The organism is Sphingomonas sp. Root241 (assembly GCF_001428865.1).
Lineage (GTDB): Bacteria > Pseudomonadota > Alphaproteobacteria > Sphingomonadales > Sphingomonadaceae > Sphingomonas.
The window spans coordinates 1,903,838-1,922,696 of sequence record NZ_LMIV01000001.1 but is presented as its reverse complement, the minus strand read 5'-3'; the positions used below and the strand labels follow the sequence as shown (position 1 = coordinate 1,922,696).

General features: G+C 66.5%; 15 protein-coding genes. 9 read left to right on the top strand and 6 right to left on the bottom strand.

What is annotated here, in order from left to right:
• Both ASE13_RS08885 and ASE13_RS08880 read right to left on the bottom strand, forming a co-directional pair.
• Positions 1 to 432, bottom strand: a complete 432-nt coding sequence (locus tag ASE13_RS08885) for a DUF6766 family protein (RefSeq protein ID WP_056613609.1) — start codon at positions 430 to 432, stop codon at positions 1 to 3.
• Between the two features lie 53 nt (positions 433 to 485).
• On the bottom strand, positions 486 to 1,484 hold the full coding sequence (locus ASE13_RS08880) for a 2-hydroxyacid dehydrogenase (RefSeq protein ID WP_056613607.1): 999 nt from the start codon (positions 1,482 to 1,484) through the stop codon (positions 486 to 488).
• 93 nt (positions 1,485 to 1,577) lie between these two features.
• On the opposite strand from ASE13_RS08880, the gene ASE13_RS08875 reads away from it, so the two are divergent.
• A complete protein-coding gene (locus tag ASE13_RS08875; protein ID WP_235536897.1) occupies positions 1,578 to 2,054 on the top strand; it encodes an SH3 domain-containing protein in 477 nt (158 codons plus the stop codon).
• A gap of 32 nt (positions 2,055 to 2,086) precedes the next feature.
• On the opposite strand, the gene ASE13_RS08870 is transcribed toward ASE13_RS08875, so the two are convergent.
• A complete protein-coding gene (locus tag ASE13_RS08870; protein ID WP_056613603.1) occupies positions 2,087 to 3,274 on the bottom strand; it encodes an acetyl-CoA C-acyltransferase in 1,188 nt (395 codons plus the stop codon).
• An 86-nt stretch (positions 3,275 to 3,360) separates the two neighbouring features.
• Between ASE13_RS08870 and ASE13_RS08865 the strand changes: the two genes are divergently transcribed.
• The 8 genes from ASE13_RS08865 (at position 3,361) to ASE13_RS08830 (ending at position 16,653) form a co-directional block, all read left to right on the top strand.
• Entirely contained in the window at positions 3,361 to 3,621 is a 261-nt protein-coding gene (locus tag ASE13_RS08865; RefSeq protein ID WP_200955604.1) for a hypothetical protein, read from the top strand.
• Positions 3,611 to 4,420 carry a prepilin peptidase gene (locus ASE13_RS08860; RefSeq protein WP_056613602.1) on the top strand — a complete coding sequence of 270 codons (810 nt, stop codon included), beginning with the start codon at positions 3,611 to 3,613 and terminating at the stop codon, positions 4,418 to 4,420. Before ASE13_RS08865 ends, ASE13_RS08860 begins: the two co-directional genes overlap by 11 nt.
• Positions 4,420 to 5,829, top strand: coding sequence for a coniferyl aldehyde dehydrogenase (locus ASE13_RS08855; RefSeq protein WP_156404840.1), 1,410 nt, complete (start codon positions 4,420 to 4,422; stop codon positions 5,827 to 5,829). Before ASE13_RS08860 ends, ASE13_RS08855 begins: the two co-directional genes overlap by 1 nt.
• Before the next feature lie 241 nt (positions 5,830 to 6,070).
• The gene (locus ASE13_RS08850) at positions 6,071 to 6,526 is read left to right on the top strand and encodes a MarR family winged helix-turn-helix transcriptional regulator (protein WP_056613597.1); all 456 of its coding nucleotides are present in this window, start codon (positions 6,071 to 6,073) and stop codon (positions 6,524 to 6,526) included.
• A 66-nt stretch (positions 6,527 to 6,592) separates the two neighbouring features.
• On the top strand, positions 6,593 to 8,650 hold the full coding sequence (locus ASE13_RS08845) for a malate synthase G (RefSeq protein WP_056613595.1): 2,058 nt from the start codon (positions 6,593 to 6,595) through the stop codon (positions 8,648 to 8,650).
• Positions 8,651 to 8,763: 113 nt separating this feature from the next.
• The gene (locus tag ASE13_RS08840) at positions 8,764 to 10,899 is read left to right on the top strand and encodes an autotransporter assembly complex protein TamA (protein ID WP_321164336.1); all 2,136 of its coding nucleotides are present in this window, start codon (positions 8,764 to 8,766) and stop codon (positions 10,897 to 10,899) included.
• Positions 10,899 to 15,140: a translocation/assembly module TamB domain-containing protein gene (locus ASE13_RS08835; protein WP_082596477.1), complete on the top strand. Its 4,242-nt coding sequence runs from the start codon at positions 10,899 to 10,901 to the stop codon at positions 15,138 to 15,140. Before ASE13_RS08840 ends, ASE13_RS08835 begins: the two co-directional genes overlap by 1 nt.
• A gap of 49 nt (positions 15,141 to 15,189) precedes the next feature.
• Positions 15,190 to 16,653: a flavin-containing monooxygenase gene (locus ASE13_RS08830; protein WP_056613591.1), complete on the top strand. Its 1,464-nt coding sequence runs from the start codon at positions 15,190 to 15,192 to the stop codon at positions 16,651 to 16,653.
• Here the strand turns inward: ASE13_RS08830 and ASE13_RS08825 are convergent.
• The 3 genes from ASE13_RS08825 to ASE13_RS08815 are packed head-to-tail and all read right to left on the bottom strand — an operon-like array spanning position 16,650 to position 18,818.
• Positions 16,650 to 17,858, bottom strand: coding sequence for a flavin monoamine oxidase family protein (locus ASE13_RS08825; RefSeq protein ID WP_056613588.1), 1,209 nt, complete (start codon positions 17,856 to 17,858; stop codon positions 16,650 to 16,652). The two genes, ASE13_RS08830 and ASE13_RS08825, sit on opposite strands and share 4 nt — an antisense overlap.
• A 16-nt stretch (positions 17,859 to 17,874) precedes the next feature.
• Positions 17,875 to 18,327, bottom strand: a complete 453-nt coding sequence (locus ASE13_RS08820; protein ID WP_056613586.1) for a MaoC family dehydratase — start codon at positions 18,325 to 18,327, stop codon at positions 17,875 to 17,877.
• A 2-nt stretch (positions 18,328 to 18,329) separates the two neighbouring features.
• Complete coding sequence (locus ASE13_RS08815) at positions 18,330 to 18,818, bottom strand: GNAT family N-acetyltransferase (RefSeq protein WP_082596652.1); 489 nt, start codon at positions 18,816 to 18,818, stop codon at positions 18,330 to 18,332.
• Positions 18,819 to 18,859 lie beyond the last annotated feature (41 nt).

Here is an 18,859-nt window from a genome sequence, read left to right as displayed (position 1 = left end):
TCAAGCCGCGTCCTCATCGCCCCCGCCAACCACCGGATCCGCGGCGTGTGCGTGCGGCTTGGCGTGGCCGTGGGTGCGCAGATAGCGATCGTCGAGCTCGTCGATGATTTCCTGGCCGCGGTCGACTCCGGCGTGGAGGCGGAGCAGTGAATCGATCTTCGCCTCCATCCGGTCGTCATTCTCCTTGGACGAAGGCGAGCCGATATAGAGGAAATAAGCGAGGCCCACGACTTGCCAGAGCAACTGGAGGAATTCGGACTGCCAGTTCTCGAAGGTGTCGCGCAGCATCTCGTTCAGATAGCTCGACGTCTCGGCGATCTGGCCATGCTCGCGGGCTTCTTCGACGAAAGCCTTCCAGCCGAAGAGCCAATGGAGCGCAAACGACACGAGGAAGAAGCCGAGCGTGATCCACGCATAGCTGTATTTCTTCATTGTAGGCCTCCTTTGCGGCGGAGAACCGCTTCAGAAGCAAGGAGTTCCGGCGGCTAGAGCCAGCCGTCGAGGATCTGATCGGGCGGGCGATGGCCGTCGACCCAGGAGCGGATGTTGGCGATGACCTTGAGTCCCATCGCCTCGCGGCCCTCGAAGGTCGCGGAGCCGAGATGGGGGAGCAGCACGACATTGTCGAGCGCGATCAGCCGTGGATCGACCGCGGGTTCGTTCACATAGACGTCGAGCCCGGCGCCGGCGATGCGGCCCTCGATCAGCGCCGTCACCAGCGCCTCGGGATCGACGATCTCGCCGCGCGCGGTATTGATCAGCCAGCCCTGGGGTCCGAGCAGGTCGAGCCGGCGCGCATCGATCAGCCCGCCGGTATTCTCGGTGTGCGGCGTGTGGATGGTCAGGATGTCGACCGCGGCGAGCATCGCGTCGAGATCGGCGTGCCAGGTCGCGCCGAGCTGAGCTTCGGCGACTTCGGGGATGCGGTGGCGGTTGTGATAATGGATCTGCAGCCCAAAGGCGCGGGCGCGCTGCGCCACTGCCTGGCCGATCCGGCCCATGCCGAGGATGCCGAGCTTCTTGCCCCCGATGCGGTGGCCGCGCATGCCGGTGGGGCGCCAGCCGGTCCATTCGCCCGAGCGGACGAGCTTGTCGCCCTCGATCAGACGGCGCGGCGCGGCGAGGATCAGTGCCATCGCCATGTCGGCGGTGTCTTCGGTCAGCACGCCGGGGGTATTGGTGACGGTGATGCCACGCTCGCGCGCCGCCTTCAGGTCGATATGGCCGAATCCGGCGCCGTAATTGGCGATCAGGCGGAGACGATCGGGGGCGGCGGCGATCAGTCCCGCGTCGATCCGGTCGGTCACGGTGGGCACGAAGACATCGCCATCGGCCATTGCCGCGGCCAGCGTGGCGCGGTCCATCGGACGGTCATCGGCGTTGAGCACGGCGTCGAACAGCTCCGCCATGCGCGTCTCGATCGCCCGCGGCAATGCGCGGGTGACGGTCACCCGGGGACGGGAGGGGCGCGCGGGCTGTGCCATTCAGGGCGGATTGGCCGGTGCCGAGGCGCCAGTCAACGGGTTGAAGCGCGGCATGCGCTCGCACTATCAGGGAACAGTATGAAGGGGGATCGAATGCGGCTTGCAACCTGGCTGGTGCTGAGCATCGTGGCGCTGGGGCTGGCGGTGCCCGTCGCGGCGCAGCGCAAGCCGCCTTATTGGGTGTCGATCGAAGTCGACAAGGCGCACCTGCGCAGCGGCCCGGGCCGCAACTACCCGGCAATCTGGCTCTACAAACGCCGCGATCTCCCGCTGAAGGTGCTCGACGTCTATGGCGAGTGGCGCAAGGTCGAGGATCCGGGCGGCACCCAGGGCTGGATGCTGCGCAACTTCCTCGACGAGAAGCGCACTGCGATCGTGGTGGGCGGCGTGACCGAACTGCGCTCCGCGCCCCAGCTCGATGCGCATATCAACTGGCGAGCCGAACCGGGCGTGGTCGGGGCGATCAGCAAATGCACCGACAATTGGTGCCGCTTCGATGTCGGCGGGCGCACGGGCTATATCGAACAGTCGCACATCTGGGGTGTCGAGCCCGGGGAAGTGCTGCGCTAGTATCCTGCGCCCCGGCGGACGCCGGATGACGATTAGTTGAGCAGCTCCACGGCCATCGCAGTTGCCTCACCGCCGCCTATGCAGAGAGAGGCGAGGCCGCGCTTCTGGCCGTTGGTTTCGAGCGCGGAGAGCAAAGTGGTCAGGACGCGTGCGCCGCTGGCGCCGATCGGATGGCCCAGCGCGCAGGCGCCGCCATGGACGTTGAGCACGTCGTGGCCGATGCCGAGATCGTGCATCGCAATCATCGCGACGCAGGCAAACGCCTCGTTGACTTCGAACAGGTCGACATCGCCGATCTGCCATCCCGCTTTCTCCAGCGCCTTGCGCATCGCGAACACGGGCGCAGTGGTGAAGCGGGCAGGGGCATGCGCGTGCGCGGCGTGGGCGATGACACGCGCTACGGGGTTCAGCCCGAGCCGGTCGGCGATGCTCAGCCGCGTCATCACCAGCGCCGCCGCGCCGTCCGAGATCGATGAAGCATTGGCGGCGGTGATCGTGCCGTCCTTCGAGAAAGCGGGCTTGAGCGTCGGGATCTTGGCGAGGTCGCCCTTCGCCGGCTGCTCGTCGAACGTGATCGTAGTGACGCCCTTGCGGCCCTTTACCTCGACGGGGACTATCTCACGGTCGAACGCCCCCGATTGCTGCGCCTTCTGCGCGCGCTGGAGCGAGGCTATCGCGAATTCGTCCTGCGCCTGGCGGGTGAATTGATATTCCTGCGCAGTCTCCTCGGCGAAGCTGCCCATCAGGCGGCCGGGCTCATAGGCGTCCTCGAGTCCATCGAGATACATATGGTCCTTGAGCACGTCGTGCCCGATCCGCGCGCCGGCGCGGTGGCGCAGCGAGAGATAGGGCGAATTGGTCATGCTCTCCATGCCGCCGGCGACGAGCAGGTCGACCGATCCCGCGGCGAGCGCATCGGCCGCCATGATCGCCGCCTGCATCCCGGATCCGCACATCTTGTTGATCGTGGTCGCCTCGATGTGATGCGGAAGGCCGGCATTCAGCGCGGCCTGACGCGCCGGGGCCTGGCCAAGACCGGCGGGGAGCACGCAGCCCATGTAGATCCGCTCGATCGCGTCCCCCTTCAGCCCCGCGCGTTCGACTGCCGCGCCCACCGCGGTGGCGCCGAGATCGGTCGCGCTGGCGTCGGTCAGGCAGCCCTGGAAGCTGCCCATGGGCGTGCGGGCATAGGAGGCGATGACGATATCGTCGGCGGACATTGTTTTCCTCTCGTTTGTTGGGGGCGATCTAGTCATCCCCGGGGCGGTTTGCAAAAGCCGTGCCCGCGCGCCAAGGGAGTTCCCACATGACGCTCGTCGACATCCTCAAATGGGCAGCCTCGATCAGCGGCATCATCGCCTGTTTCATGGTGTCGCTCGATCTCGGCCGGCGTGTGACCGGCTGGGGCTTTGCGCTGTTCGTCGTTTCCAGCATCTGCTGGATCAGCGGCGCCTTTCTCTCCGACGACGAGCCGCTGTGGACGCAGAACCTCGTATTGTTCTGCATCAACGTGTTCGGCGTCTATCGCTATCTGATCCGCAAGCGGCCGCCGCGCGATGCCGACTGACCTCTGGCTGTGGCCGGTGTTGCTCGGCGTGCTGGGGCTCGTCTTCGGCAGCTTCATCGCGACGGTAGCAATCCGCTGGCCGAAAGGCCGGTCCGCGCTGCACGGGCGATCGGAATGTGACGGATGTGGCAGGGCGCTGGGCGGAATCGAGCTGGTGCCGGTGGCGAGTTTCGTGCTCCAGCGCGGACGGTGCCGGGGGTGCGGCGCGCCTGTCCATCCGAGCCATGTGGTTACCGAACTCGCCGGCATGATGATCGGCATCGTCGCCGGCATTCTCGTCCCCGGGATCGGCGGAGTCGTCGGGGCAATATTCGGCTGGATGCTTCTGGCGCTGGCGGCTCTCGACCTCGCTGCATTCTGGCTGCCCAATTTGCTGACCGGCGCACTGGCGGCGGCAGGGCTGGCGGCAGGGTTCTTCGGCATTTGGCCCCCAATCGACGCGCGGCTGATCGGCGGGATCGGGGGATTCGCGGCGCTAGCCGCGGTCGCGTCGGGGTATCGGCTGATTCGGGGGCGGCAGGGGCTGGGCGGCGGCGACCCCAAATTGTTCGGCGCGATCGGCTGCTGGCTCGGCTGGCAGGCGCTGCCGCTGGTGCTGCTTGCCGCGGCGCTGATCGGGCTGGCGGCGGTGCTGGGGCTCTATATGGGTGGACGCAAGGTCGCCGCTGCCGATCGCCTGCCGTTCGGCGTGATGCTCGCGGCGGCGGCGTTCACGGTGTGGATCGGCCAGGCATTGACGCCGGCGCCCACGCCAGCCGACATTGTCGTCATCACGCAAATCCCGCCGGAGACCCGATGATGCGCGACCTGCTCGACCGCCAGCGCGCCGCGTTCTTGGCCGAACTGCCGGTGTCGCTCGATATTCGCAAGGATCGACTCAAGCGCGCTGTCGCGATGATCGCCGACAATGCCGGTCGCTTCTGCGACGCGCTGTCGGAGGATTTCGGGCATCGCAGCCGCGAGCAATCGATGATCACCGATATCGCCGCTTCGGTGGCCCCGCTCAAACACGCGCTCAAGCATGTCGGGCGCTGGTCGCGGAGCGAGCGCAAGCCGGCGATGTTCCCGCTGGGGCTGCTCGGCGGGCGGGCCTGGATCGAATATCAGCCCACGGGCGTGGTGGGGATCATCGCGCCGTGGAATTTCCCGGTGAACCTCGTGATGAGCCCACTCGCCGGCGTGCTCGCCGCGGGCAACCGGGCGATGGTCAAGACCAGCGAGTTCACGCCGGTCGTGGCCGCGTTGTTCGAGGAGTTGGCGCCGCGCTATTTCCCGGTGGAGGAATTGGCGTTCGTGAGCGGTGGGCCGGAGGTGGGCAAGGCGTTCGCCGAACTTCCCTTCGACCATCTGTTGTTCACTGGTGCGACGGGGATCGCGAAGCACATCCTTCATGCCGCGGCGGACAATCTGACGCCCGTCACGCTCGAGCTGGGCGGCAAATCGCCGGTGGTGGTGGGTCGCTCGGCGGATCTCGGCCGGACCACCGAGCGGGTGGCGATGGGCAAGATGCTCAACGCCGGCCAGATCTGCCTCGCGCCCGATTACATGCTGGTTCCCGAGGAGAAGGAGGACGAAGTGGTCGCCGGGCTGACCCGCGCGGCTTCAGCGATGTATCCGAGCCTGCTGGGCAATCCCGACTACACCGCGGTGATCAACGATCGCCACCATGCCCGGCTGACGGACTGGATCGAAGACGCCCGCGCCAAGGGGGCGGAGGTGATCGCTGTCAATCCCGCAAACGAGGATTTCGCCGGCTCGAACAGCCGGAAAATGCCGCTCCACATCATCCGCGGCGCGACAGACGACATGACGGTGATGCAGGAGGAGATCTTCGGGCCCGTGCTGCCAGTGCGCAGCTACAAGCATATCGACGATGCGATCGCCGAAGTGAACCGGCGGGACCGGCCACTGGCGCTCTATTATTTCGGCAGCGATGGGGAGGAGCGGCGCAGGGTGCTGGATCGCACGATCTCGGGCGGCGTGACGCTCGACGACGTGATCTTCCATGTCGGCCAGGAGGAACTGCCGTTCGGCGGGATCGGACCGTCGGGGACCGGCGCCTATCACGGCGAAGCGGGTTTCCGGACCTTCAGCCATGCGCGGAGCATCTACAAACAGGCGCGGCTCGACGTGGCCAAGCTCGCGGGGATGAAACCGCCGTACGGCAAGGCGACTTGGGCCACGATCAAGCGGCAGATGAAGGGGTGAGCATTCCCCTCCCTTGCAGGGAGGGAGCGAGACACCTTTTGCAGTGCCACCTGCGCAAAAAAAAGGCCGCCCCGAGGGACGGCCGTTTAAAGTCTTAGGAGAGGATGCCTGAAAGGCCCGATCTTTCTGCAGCGCAGCGGGTTATGTTGCAAGTGCGAAGTGATACCGGTATCATTGCAGAAAATGCAATCGGCCAACGTTGTCACTTGCAGCAGACGGCAGATGGCAGCACGGTAAGGCCATGGCGAAGACGCTCAAGCTTGATGAATTTCTGCCTTACCGGCTTTCGATCGCGTCCAACACGGTGTCGGACGCGGTGGCGACGGCGTATCGCACGCTGTTCGGGCTGCGCATCCCTGAATGGCGGCTGGTCGCGGTGCTCGCCGAGGGAGGCGCGATGAGCCAGCAGGCGCTGTGCGGCCGAACGCGGATGGATAAGGTGACGGTGAGCCGTGCCGCGATCGCGCTGGCCGAGCGCGGCCTGATCCAGCGCGGCGCCAATCCCGAAGACCAGCGCTCGCATCTGTTGACGCTGTCGCCGCAGGGCTGGTCGCTCTACGAGCAGGTGGCGCCCAAGGCGCTGGAGTTCGAGCGGCGGATCTTCGCGACGCTATCCGACGAAGAGCGCGAGCAGCTCCGCGCGATGCTCGAACGGATCGAGGCCGCGGCGATCGCGCTCGATCGCGGGGTTGATTAGCGGCCGCGCGCCGGATACTTCGCCTTTGCCCTCCCCAGGCACAATGACACTGCAGGAGGCGCTTTCATGTCCGCTCATGTCGATCGCACCGGTCTGAAGGTTGCCGAAGTGCTCGCGCGCTTCGTCGAGACGCGCGTGCTGCCGGGGCTGGCGATCGAGGGAGATGCGTTCTGGGCCGGCGTTGCGGACATCTTCGCGCGCTTTGCGCCGGAGAATCGCGCGTTGCTGGCGAAGCGCGATTCACTGCAGGCGCAAATCGATGCGTGGTGCGAGGCCGATCCGCACCGCGCTGCCGATCCGGCCGCGCAGGAGGCCTTCCTGCGCGAGATAGGCTATCTCGTTCCGGAGCCGGCGCCGTTCGCGATCGGCACGCGGAACGTCGATGACGAGATCGCGCGGATGGCGGGGCCACAGCTGGTGGTCCCGGCGCTCAACGCCCGCTTCGTGCTCAACGCCGCCAATGCGCGCTGGGGCAGCCTGTACGACGCGCTGTACGGCACCGACGCGCTGCCGGGCGCCGCGAAGCCGGGGGGATACGATCCCGAACGCGGCGCGCAGGTGATTGCGTTCGCCAAGGCCTTTCTCGACGAAACGGTGCCGCTGGACGAGGGAAGCTGGACGGATCTGGCGGGCGAACCAGTGCTTCGCGATCCAGGCCAGCAAGTCGCGCCGCTGCACTACCGGCACAATGGGCTCCACATCGAAGTGGTCGTGGATCGCACGCATCCGATCGGCCGCGACGATCCGGCGGGCATTGCCGATGTGCGACTCGAATCGGCGCTGACCACGATCGTCGACCTCGAGGATTCGATCGCGGCGGTCGATGCCGAGGACAAGGTTGCGGCCTATGCGAATTGGCTGGGGCTGATGCAGGGCGATCTGGAGGAGCGGTTCGACAAGGGTGGCCGAAACATTGCGCGCCGCTTGAACCCCGATCATGGCGATCTGCCGGGGCGCTCGCTGCTGTTCGTCCGCAATGTCGGGCATTTGATGACGACCCCCGCGGTGTTGCTTGCCGATGGTCAGGAGGCGCCCGAAGGCATTCTCGACGCGATCATCACGAGCCTGATCGGGCTGTACGACCTGCGTGGGCTGGGACGCTTCCGCAACAGCCGGGCAGGTTCGATCTACATCGTCAAACCCAAGATGCACGGACCGGAAGAGTGCGGCTTCACCAATCGGCTGTTCGATGCGGTGGAGGACCTGCTCGGTCTTGCGCGTCACACGATCAAGGTCGGCGTGATGGACGAGGAGCGCCGGACCTCGGCCAATCTCGCGGCGTGCATCCACGCAGTGAAGGACCGGATCGCCTTCATCAATACCGGCTTCCTCGATCGCACCGGCGACGAGATCCACACCAGCATGCGCGCCGGGCCGATGGTGCCCAAGGCGGAGATGAAGGCATCGGCGTGGATCAAGGCCTATGAGGATCGCAATGCCCGTATCGGCCTCGCCTGCGGGCTCTCCGGCAAGGCGCAGATCGGGAAGGGAATGTGGGCGGCGCCGGACCGGATGGCCGACATGCTCGCGCAAAAGGGCGCCCATCCGCAGGCCGGGGCGAACACTGCCTGGGTGCCGTCGCCTACCGCCGCGACGCTGCACGCGCTCCATTATCATCGCACCGACGTGTTCGCCCGCCAGCGTGAAATCGCGGCCGAACCAGTGCCCGGCCTCGCGCCGCTACTGACGATCCCGGTTGCACAGGGCCGCAACTGGTCGCCCGAGGAGGTCGCGCGTGAGCTCGACAACAATGCCCAGGGCATTCTCGGCTATGTTGTCCGCTGGATCGATCAGGGCGTCGGCTGTTCCAAGGTTCCCGATATCGACGATGTCGGGCTGATGGAGGATCGCGCGACCTTGCGAATCTCGTCGCAGCACATCGCCAACTGGCTGCTCCACAATGTGGCAAGTGCCGACGACGTCGATGCGGCGCTGCGGCGGATGGCGGCGAAGGTCGATGCCCAGAATGCGGGCGATCCGCTCTACCGGCCGATGGGGGGGCGGGAGGACGAGAGCCTCGCCTTCCAGGCCGCTCGCGCGCTGATCTTCGACGGCGCGGTGCAGCCCAATGGCTATACCGAACCGCTGCTCCATCTCTTCCGCACCCGTGCAAAGCACGGCTAACCGCTGAATTCGTTGGCGAATCACGCTTGGGGGGAGCCAAAGCGCAAATGGGTCGTTACGCTGGCGAGAGGGCCGGGGTTGACGGCTCCCCGAGGAGGCGCGTGCGTAAAGGGGTGAAAGCGGTCTGGATTGCCGCACTGGCGGGGACTGCGTTCCTGCCAGGCGTTGCGTGCGCGCAAATCTCGAATCCCACGCCGGGGCAGGGCGTGCCGGTTTCGGCACCGCCGCGCGATACTACCGGAACGACGCCGCAGGATGAGACGATCGTCCCCGATGCCGAATTCGAGGCCGCGCTGCCGAAGCTGAGCGACGATATCAACGCCCCGCTCGAGCCGATGAAGGATTTCGACAAGCCCGCGCCGGTCCAGCAACCGACGCCCGGGGCAGTCACCGATCAGATCGAGAGTTTCCCGCCGCCGGCCGCCGAGGCGCCGGAATTCGCCCAGCCGCTGACGCCGCTCGCCGAGTTCAAGGTGGAGCCGGTCAAGATCGAAGGGCTGGACGACGAGAAGGTCACCGCGATCCGCTACACGACGGCGGTCGAGGGCCTGGATGCGATCGGGCTCAAGGATCGCTTCCGTGATCTTTCCGCGCTCGAGGACGGCGACGGCAAGGCCGCCAACGCCGCGATGGTCGCGGCGCGCGCGCGTGAGGACGAACTGCTCGCGGTACGGCTGATGCGCTCGCTCGGCTATTATGACGGAACCGCGATCTCGACGATCGAGCAGAACCCGAAGAATTCGGGCAACGTCCGTGCGACGATCACCGCCACTCCGGGCGCGCTCTATCGCCTCAACGACGTCAAGATCGTCAGCGGCCCCACCGTCCCCGCCGGGTTGCTCGACCGCGAGCTCAACCTCAATCCCGGCGATCCGATCCAGGCCGAGCGCGTGCAGGGCGCCGAGGCCAATGTGAGCCTGAGGCTGCCGCAGCAGGGCTATCCCTTCGTCAAGCTCGGCGATCGCGACATCCTGCTCGATGAGGAGACGCATCGCGGCGATTATACGCTGCCCGTCGACCTGGGCCCCCGCGCGGTGTTCGGCGAGATCGTCACCACGGGGCGCCGCCCGGTGTTCGACGTCGATCACATCAACGTCCTGCGGCGCTACAAACCCGGCAAGATCTACGACAGCCGGCAGGTGGACGATCTGCGCGACGCGCTGATCGCGACCAGCCTGTTCTCGGTGGTGTCGGTCGAGCCGGTGAAGACCGGCAAGCCGGGCCCCGACGGCACCGAAATCGTGAACCTGTTGGTCCGTCAGAATGCCGGGCGTCCGCGCACGCTCGCCGCCGAGATCGGCTATAGCACTGGCCAGGGCTTCCGCGCCGAGGGGACCTGGACTCACCGCAATCTGTTCCCGCCCGAAGGCGCGCTGATCGCCACTGCGGTGATCGGCACGCAGGAACAGGGGGTTTCGGGCACCTTCCGCCGTTCGAACGCGGGCTTGCGCGACCGCACTTTCCAGGTTCAGGCGGGGGTCAGCCATCTCGATTACGCCGCGTTCGAATCCTACACCGGATCGCTCGCGGTCCGCTGGTCGCGCGATTCGACGCCGATCTGGCAGAAACGCTGGACCTATTTCTATGGCGGCGAGTTGGTCGGCTCGAACGAAGACCAGTATAATTACAACAAGGGCGCGCGCGATCGTGGCACCTGGCTGATCGCCGCTTTGCCGACCTTTGTCGGCTATGACGCGTCGGACAATCTGCTCAATCCGACCCGCGGCTTCCGGATCAAGGGCAATGTCAGCCCCGAGACGTCGGTGCGCGGCGCGATCCGCCCTTATGCGCGGCTAATGCTGGAGGGCACGGTCTATCGGCCGGTTTCGTCGAGCATCGTCGTCGCGGCGCGCGCGCGCGTGGGTTCGATCCCGGGGATCGCGCGCAACGATCTGCCGCCCTCGCGACGCTATTATGCCGGCGGCGGCGGATCGGTGCGCGGCTTCGGCTATCAGGAGCTCGGCCCGCGCTCGCCCGACGGCCGTCCGGTGGGCGGGCGCAGCCTCAACGAGTTCGCGCTAGAGGCGCGCTATCGCTTCGGCAATTTCGGGATCGTGCCCTTCATCGATGCCGGACAGGTCTATGAGGGGCTTTATCCGACGCTGCAGGACATGCGCTTCGGCGCCGGCATCGGCGGGCGAATCTACACCAATTTCGGACCGTTGCGGGTGGACGTGGCGACGCCGATTAACCGCAAGCCGGGTGAATCGCGGGTCGCGCTCTACATCTCGATCGGGCAGGCCTTCTGATGGCGACTGATCCGCCCCCAGGTCCTGTGCCGGAGGACGCCGGCGACGCGCTGGTCCAGGAGATCGTCGAGAAGCGCCCGACCTGGCGGGGGATTCTCAAATGGGGCGCGGTCGCACTCGGATCGCTGGTGCTGCTGCTCGGCGCGCTGGTCATCGGGATCAACACCCAGCCGGGGCGCGATTTCGTCGCCAGGCAGATCAACCGGCTCGAACTCGCCTCCGGGCTCAACTTCCGTATCGGACGGATCGAGGGATCGCTGTTCGGCGCGATGGTGCTGCGCGACGTCCAGATTCGCGACACCCGGGGCGTGTTCGCCACTTCGCCCGAGATCTCGGTCGATTGGCGGCCGTTCGCCTATCTGCGCGACCATGTCGACATCCGCAGCCTGACCAGCCCCGAAGTGCGGCTGCTGCGGATGCCCGCGCTCAAGCCCTCGACCGATCCCAAGGCGCCTTTGCTTCCTGATCTCGATATCGACGTGGCGAGGCTAGAGATCGCGCGGATCGACATCGATCCCGCGGTCAGCGGTCAGCGCCATATCGGGCGATTGCGCGGCAGCGCGCATATCAGCGGCGGTCGCGCCCAGATCGTCGCGGACGCTGCGACCATCGCTGTTCCGGGCGTGGCCGGAGGCGACACGCTCGCGCTGAAGCTCGATGCGGTGCCCGAGCAGAACAAGCTCGACATCGACATGCGCGTGAACGCCCCCGTGAAGGGCTTCATCACCGGCCTTGCCGGGCTGGACCGGCCATTGACGTTCAACCTGGGCGGGCGCGGCAGCTGGCGAAACTGGCGCGGGCAGGCCGCGGGGACGCTCGGCGGGCGGAAGATCGCGGACTTGACGGTCGCCGCACAGAATGGGCGTTTCCAGCTTCGCGGACCGACCTGGCCCGGCGTGTACATGCAGGGCCCGGTCGAGCGGCTCGCCTCCCCCCGGCTCGATGTCGCGGTCGACGCGGTCTGGGCAAACCGCACTGCGAACGGAGTGCTCAAGCTACGGTCGAGCGCCTTGTCGGTCGAGGCGAAGGGGCTGGTCGATCTCGGCCACAATCGCTTCGGTAACCTGAATATCGATGCGATGCTGCTCACGCCCGGCGCGATCGCGCCCAATCTACGCGGCCGATCGGTACGCGCAGCGCTGGCGCTCGACGGGCCGTTCAACCGGCCGGTGGTCGATTACAAGATCACCGCCGCGGCGCTCGGCTTCGGCGAGACGATGGTCGAGGGGCTCCAGGCCGAGGGCAGAGCGCGCGTCGATGCAGATCGCATCCTCATCCCTGTTCGTGCCCGCGTCGCGCGGGTCTCCGGACTCAACGCGGCGGTCGGTGGTTTGGTGACAAACCTGTCCGTCGCCGGCGATCTCGCCATTTCGGGCAACCAGATCCTGTCGGACAATCTGCGCCTGCGCTCGATCCGCGTCGACGCGACGGCGATCATCGCCGCGGACATGGGCAAGGGCCGCTACACCGGCGCGATCAAGGGCCGGATCAACGATTACGCGATCAACGGCGTCGGAATCGTCGATCTCAGGACCGACGCCGAACTCTTCGCCGCGCGGAATGGCGGCTGGGGCATTCGTGGGCATGTCGCCGCCGAGACGCGGCGGCTCTCCAATTCCGCCGTGCGCGACTTCCTCGGCGGCAATGCCGTCGCTTCGGCGCGCGTCACGCTGGGGCCCACCGGCGTGGTCGCAGTCGAGGATATCCGCATGCGTGCGCCGCAGTTCCGGATCCTGCGTGGATCGGGACGCTATGATCCGGCCGGGCCGATCCTGATCAACGCCGATGGGGTGTCCAATGCCTATGGGCCGGTCAGCGCGCGCGTGTCCGGTACCCTCAATGCCCCACAGGTCCTGTTGCGCGCGGCGCGGCCGGGGCTGGGCGTCGGGCTGGTCGATCTCGAGGCGCGGATACGCGGTCGCGGCAATGCCTATGCAGTCACCGCGAGCGGCGGCACGAATTACGGTCCGTTCAACGCCAATGTCCTAGTACGCAACGGGCGGACGCTCGCCGTCGACATCGAAAGCGCGCGTTTCGCGGGGATGGATATCACCGGCAATGTCGAGCAGACGGCGGCGGGGCCGTTCGCCGGCCAATTGCGCTTCCAGGGTTCGGGCGTGACCGGCAATGCCCAGCTCGCCGCGCAGGGCAAATACCAGGCGGCACAGATCGAGGCGCGCGCACTCAACGCCGTGATTCCCGGCAATGCCGAATTGACCATCGGCAGAGCGCTTATCTCCGCAAATGTCGTTCTGACCGAAACGCCGCAGATCGTCGCCGATGTTCAGGTCGCCAATCTGCGCAGCGGTCAGTTCGTGCTCAAGACCGCGCGCGCCAAGGTCAACTATCAAGGCGGCAGCGGCACGGCGCAGGCGGTGGCGACGGGATCCACCGGCGTGCCCTTCCAGATCGCCGCCAATGCCCGGCTCTCGCCGGAGCAATGGCTGGTGGCGCTGCAGGGGCAGGGTAGCGGGATCAAGTTCCACACGGTCAATCCGGCGCGCATTCATATCGTCGGCGACACCTATCGGCTGCTGCCGACGCAGGTGGAATTCGATCGGGGCAGCATGCGGCTGGCCGGCACTTATGGTGAGGGCCTCGCGCTCCAGGCGCGGCTCGACAAATTGGATCTGGCTTTCGTCAACGGGTTCATGCCCGGCGTAGGCCTGGGCGGTACGGCTACCGGAAGCCTCGACTTCGCGCAGGCGAATTCGGATGCCTTCCCGAGCGCCGATGCGCGGCTCGAGATCGACGATTTCACCCGCTCCAGCCTCGCCACCGTATCGACGCCTGTCGATGTCAGCCTCGTCGCCAAGCTGCTCCCCGACGGCGGCGATGCGCGCGCGCTGATCAAGCGCGGGACTACCACGATCGGTCGGGTCATCGCCACGTTGCGGCCGCTGGGGCCGGGCGCAGGCCCGTGGACCGAGCGACTGATCGGCGCGCCGCTCTCGGGTGGCATCCGCTATAATGGGCCGGCGGCGGTGCCTTTCTCGCTTGCGGGGCTCAGCAACCAGCATCTGACGGGCTCGATCGGAATCGCCGCGGACTTTTCGGGGCGGGTGCGCGAGCCGCAGCTCACCGGCGTGCTGCGCGGTGAGAACCTCGCTTATGGCAACGAGACCTATGGTACCCAGATCACCAATCTGCGGATCGCCGGCCGCTTCTCCGACGACGAACTGATCCTCGATGAAGCCAGTGGCAAAGCGGGCGATGGGACGATCACTGCGAAAGGCCGCATCGGCTTTTCCGCGGCGAACGGCTATCCGATGAGCCTGACCGCGGACCTCAAGAATGCCCAGCTCGCGCGCAGCGACGCTCTTGGGGCGACCGCGACCGGGCAGATCACGGTTACCAGGAACGCTCAGGTCGCGAAGATCGAAGGGCGACTGGCGATTCCCGAAGCGCGCTACGAGATCATCCGCCAGGGGGCGGCCGAGATTCCCGAACTGACCGGTATCCGGCGGCGCAGCGATATGGTTGCGAATGGTCCTGCCGGGCCGACGGCTCCTGTACGGTCCGTCAATGTTTTCGATCTCGACCTCCGTCTCGTCGCCGAAAACCGGTTGTTCGTGTCGGGCATGGGCCTCGAATCCGAATGGAGCGCGCGCGTGTTCGTGCGCGGCACAACTGCGGCACCCGAGGTTCGCGGTACGATGGAGATCGTCCGCGGAACCTACAGCTTCGCAAGTCGCCGATTTGAGGTTACCCGCGGCAATATCCGCTTCCAGGGCGCGCAGCTCTACAACCCCAGCATCGATGTCGAGGCGAGCACCACGGCCGAAGGCATCACGGCGATCATCGACATATCGGGCACCGCGCAGCAGCCGCGGATCGCGTTCAATTCCTCCCCCAGCCTGCCGCAGGAGGAAGTGCTGTCACGGCTGTTCTTCGGCACCAATGTTACCAATCTTTCCGCGACTGAGGCGATCCAGCTCGCCGCGGCGGTCAATTCGCTGAGCAGCACGGGCGGAGGGCTCAATCCGCTCGGCAAGCTTCGCTCGGCGACGGGGATCGATCGGCTGCGCGTCCTCGGCGCCGACGATACCAGCGGACGCGGCACTTCGCTCGCGGCGGGCAAGTACATCACCAGAGACATCTATATCGAGATCATCACCGACGCCCGCGGCTTCACCGCCACCCAGCTCGAGATCGCGCTCACCCGTTCGCTGAGCCTGCTCTCGCAGACCGCCTCGTTCGGCGGATCGAGCGTCAGCCTGCGCTATTCGCGTGACTATTGACGCTACTCCCGGGTTACTTACAGTGCTGTAAGCAGCCCGGGAGAGGCGAATGACCGAGCATTTCGACGTCGTAGTAGTGGGGGCCGGGATCTCCGGCATCGGCGCGGGCTATCACCTTCAGGCGAACAGTCCGGATCGCAGCTATGTGATCCTCGAGGGGCGCGAACGGCTCGGCGGCACCTGGGACCTGTTCCGCTATCCCGGCATCCGCTCGGATTCGGACATGTACACGCTGGGTTTCTCGTTCAAGCCGTGGACCGATGCCAAGGCGATCGCCGACGGCCCTGCGATCCTGCGCTATCTCGACGAGACGGCGCGCGAATATGGCGTGGACCGGCACATCCGTTACGGCCACCGCGTCAAGCGGGCCGACTGGTCGAGCGACGACGCGCTGTGGACGGTGGCGGCGGATCGCGACGGCGCCGAAGTCACCTTCACCTGCACCTTCCTGTTCATGGCTACCGGCTATTACAATTACGCCCGGGGCCACACGCCCGATTTCCCCGGGATCGAGGATTTCAAGGGCCGGATCGTCCACCCGCAATTCTGGACCGACGATATCGACTATGCCGGCAAGCGCGTCGTCGTGATCGGCAGCGGCGCGACCGCGGTGACTTTGGTGCCGGAGCTGGCGAAGCAGGCCGCGCATGTGACGATGCTCCAGCGTTCGCCCACGTATATCGTCGCGCGGCCGTCCGAGGACAAAATCGCCAACTGGTTGCGGCGGAGGCTGCCGGCCAAAGCCGCTTACGGCATCACGCGGTGGAAGAACGTGTTGCTCCAGCAGTATTTTTTCCGGGCGATGCGCAAGCGGCCGGACAAGGCGAAGAAGGCGATCGTCGACATGGTGCGGCAGGAATTGCCCGGACATGACGTCGATACGCACTTCACGCCGCGCTATAATCCCTGGGACCAGCGGCTCTGCCTCGTCCCCGATGCCGATCTGTTCGCCTCCCTCCGCGAAGGCAAAGCGAGCGTCGTCACCGACACGATCGACCGCTTCACCGAAACCGGCATCCGGCTGGCGTCGGGCGAGGAACTGGAAGCGGACCTGGTGATCACCGCCACTGGGCTGGAAATTCAGCTGCTCAGCGGCATGCCGGTGACGGTCGACGGCAAGCTGTTCGAGCCGGCGAAACACATGACCTACAAGGGTATGATGTTTTCCGACATGCCCAATTTCGCGATCTCGTTCGGCTACACCAATGCCAGCTGGACGCTGAAATCGGATCTGACCGCCGGCTATGTGACCCGGCTGCTCAATGCGATGCGGAAGCGCGGCATGCGGCAAGTCACCCCGCGCGTGCAGGCGCCGGTCGAGGCCGCGCCCTTCCTCGATTTCACTTCCGGCTATGTGCAGCGCGCCGCGGCGCAGCTGCCGCGACAGGGGACGCGGAAGCCATGGCGGCTCCACCAGAATTACACGCGCGACGTGATGGCGCTGAAGTTCGGCGGAATCGATCAGGAGATGGAATTCTCCAATCCCGAGCCGGCGAAGGAGGCGGCGGCCTAAAGCAGTGCCTTCGCCACGGTGACACCGCTGTTATAGGCGCCGTGCGCAGTGGAGAATTCGCCCTCCGAACAGGCTTCGCCGGCGAAGCGGATGCGTGAATCGACCGGAGTCGCCAGCACCTTGCGCGCGCCGTGCTTGCCGGGAAGCGCGTGGCTGTAGCTGCCGAGCACCCAGGTCTCGCGGCCCCAGGCCGATCCGGCGACGAAACGGAGCTTCTTGCGCCATTCGCTGCCGAGAAGGCCGCAAAGTTCCCCGACCGCGAACGCAGCGGCGCCGTCCAGCCCCTCTTGCTCCATCGCACGCGCGCCTTCGCCGCCCAGCATGCACTCGACGACCGGCCGGCCGAAGGGCCGAAGCGTGTAGGTGCCGGTGATCGCGCTGCGCGGATTACCGAGCAGGTGCGCGTTGGCATCGACCTCCTCGCCGTCCTCGAGCGTAAAGAACAATTTGTCGGCGAGGCCGAGCGGCAGTTCGGAGGCGGCGTGGAGGATCGCGTCGTGACCGGGAAGGTGGATCGCACCGCTGGCGAGGACGTTGGTCGAGACGGTTACGATGGCGGTGCCGGCGATGATCGCGCCGCGCGGCGTCTCGATCCGCAGCCGCGTGCCTGAGGAATCGATTGCCGTCACCGGCGTCGCCAGCGCTGCCCGCAGCCCCGTCGCATGCGCGGCGACGAGCGCGCCATAGCCGTCGGCCACGCGCCAATCCACGTTGATCGCGGCCTCGTCATAGGCGCGCCAGTCGGTGACCGACATCTCGCGCATCGGCGCGCCGTTGATGTATCCCGAAAGCGCGTCGAGGCTCGCGTTCCATTCGCCGTCGGGCGGCAGCAGGTCGGAAGCCAGGTCGCTCGGCGGAGGCGTTGCCATCGCTTCCTGAAATGCCGCGAACGCGCTCCACAGCCCGTCCTGCTCGGCCTTGGAGAAGCCGAGGCCGCGCCACTGCTCGCCCCAGCGCGGGCGCGCCCGGCAGATAGCGAACCCGCGCGCCTCGGCGATCGCGACCCAGGGGTTTTTCGGTGCCGAATGGAGCCAGCCCGCGCCGAGATCGATCGGCAAGCCGGCGACATGGACCGTATGCGCGCGCCCGCCGAGCCGATCGCTGGCTTCGAGAATGAGCACGTCGCGGCCGGCGTCGGCGAGCGTGCGGGCTGCGGCAATCCCCGCCGCGCCGCCGCCGATCACTGCGATGTCGATGTCTTTCATCGCCCTCCAACGTCGCTCAGGCTGCCCGGCTCCGCAACAGCGCGGAACGCAGGCACTCGCAGACCAGCTCGTCGCGCTGATTGTGCATCTGGTGGCGCCAGGTGACGATCCCCTGGCCGGGGCGCGATTTGCTGGCGCGGACTTCGGTCACTTCGCTCGACGCGTGCAGGGTATCGCCGAGGAACACCGGCTTCGGCATCACCAGCTTGTCGTAGCCGAGATTGGCGACGAGCGTTCCCGCGGTAGTGTCGCCGACGGTGATTCCCACCATCAGGCTGAAGGTGAAGGTGCCGTTGACGAGGATCTGGCCGAACTCGCTCGCCTTGGCCGCCTCGGCGTCGATGTGGAGCGGCTGGGTGTTGTGGGTGAGCGTGGAGAACAGCAGATTGTCGGTCTCGGTCACAGTGCGGCGCAGGCTGTGCTCCACCCGGTCGCCGACCTGCCATTCGTCGAAGAAGCGTCCGGCCATACTCAATCCCTCAGATGGAGTTTCATGCCGACATGGCTCTGGACGAAGCCGAGCCGGGCATAGAAGCGATGCGCGGCGGTCCGCGTCGCCGTGGAAGTGAGCTGAACCAGCTTGCAATCGCGCGCGCGGCATTGCTCGACCGCCCAGAGGATCATCGCTTCGCCGAGCCGCTGGCCACGCAAGTCGCTGGCGATCCGTACCGCCTCGATCAGCCCGCGCCACGATCCGCGGAACGACAGGCCGGGAAGGAAGCTCAGCTGCATCGTGCCGACGATGCGGCCGTCGAGCTCGGCGGCGATCAGGCGCTGGTTGGGATCCCGGTCGATCGCTTCGAACGCGGCGATGTAGCGCGGGTCGAGCGGCTCGCTCGGGTCCTCGCGGAGGCGCGCGGTCTCGTCGTCCCAGAGCAATTGGACGATCGCGGGGAGATCCGCGTGCGTCGCGTCGCGCATCGCCAATTTATTCCCGTCATGCTGAACTTGTTTCAGCATCCATCTCTCCATCTGCGATGACATCGCTTGCTGCACCATGG

What these genes read in the sequence shown, in the direction of transcription:
- ASE13_RS08880 (WP_056613607.1), bottom strand. Translation starts at nt 1,484, where the DNA reads ATGGCACAGCCCGCGCGCCCCTCCCGTCCCCGGGTGACCGTCACCCGC.
- ASE13_RS08845 (WP_056613595.1), top strand. Translation starts at nt 6,593, where the DNA reads ATGTCCGCTCATGTCGATCGCACCGGTCTGAAGGTTGCCGAAGTGCTC.
- ASE13_RS08865 (WP_200955604.1), top strand. Translation starts at nt 3,361, where the DNA reads ATGACGCTCGTCGACATCCTCAAATGGGCAGCCTCGATCAGCGGCATC.
- ASE13_RS08820 (WP_056613586.1), bottom strand. Translation starts at nt 18,327, where the DNA reads ATGGCCGGACGCTTCTTCGACGAATGGCAGGTCGGCGACCGGGTGGAG.
- ASE13_RS08850 (WP_056613597.1), top strand. Translation starts at nt 6,071, where the DNA reads ATGGCGAAGACGCTCAAGCTTGATGAATTTCTGCCTTACCGGCTTTCG.
- ASE13_RS08860 (WP_056613602.1), top strand. Translation starts at nt 3,611, where the DNA reads ATGCCGACTGACCTCTGGCTGTGGCCGGTGTTGCTCGGCGTGCTGGGG.
- ASE13_RS08870 (WP_056613603.1), bottom strand. Translation starts at nt 3,274, where the DNA reads ATGTCCGCCGACGATATCGTCATCGCCTCCTATGCCCGCACGCCCATG.
- ASE13_RS08835 (WP_082596477.1), top strand. Translation starts at nt 10,899, where the DNA reads ATGGCGACTGATCCGCCCCCAGGTCCTGTGCCGGAGGACGCCGGCGAC.
- ASE13_RS08825 (WP_056613588.1), bottom strand. Translation starts at nt 17,858, where the DNA reads ATGAAAGACATCGACATCGCAGTGATCGGCGGCGGCGCGGCGGGGATT.
- ASE13_RS08855 (WP_156404840.1), top strand. Translation starts at nt 4,420, where the DNA reads ATGCGCGACCTGCTCGACCGCCAGCGCGCCGCGTTCTTGGCCGAACTG.
- ASE13_RS08875 (WP_235536897.1), top strand. Translation starts at nt 1,578, where the DNA reads ATGCGGCTTGCAACCTGGCTGGTGCTGAGCATCGTGGCGCTGGGGCTG.
- ASE13_RS08815 (WP_082596652.1), bottom strand. Translation starts at nt 18,818, where the DNA reads ATGCTGAAACAAGTTCAGCATGACGGGAATAAATTGGCGATGCGCGAC.
- ASE13_RS08885 (WP_056613609.1), bottom strand. Translation starts at nt 432, where the DNA reads ATGAAGAAATACAGCTATGCGTGGATCACGCTCGGCTTCTTCCTCGTG.
- ASE13_RS08830 (WP_056613591.1), top strand. Translation starts at nt 15,190, where the DNA reads ATGACCGAGCATTTCGACGTCGTAGTAGTGGGGGCCGGGATCTCCGGC.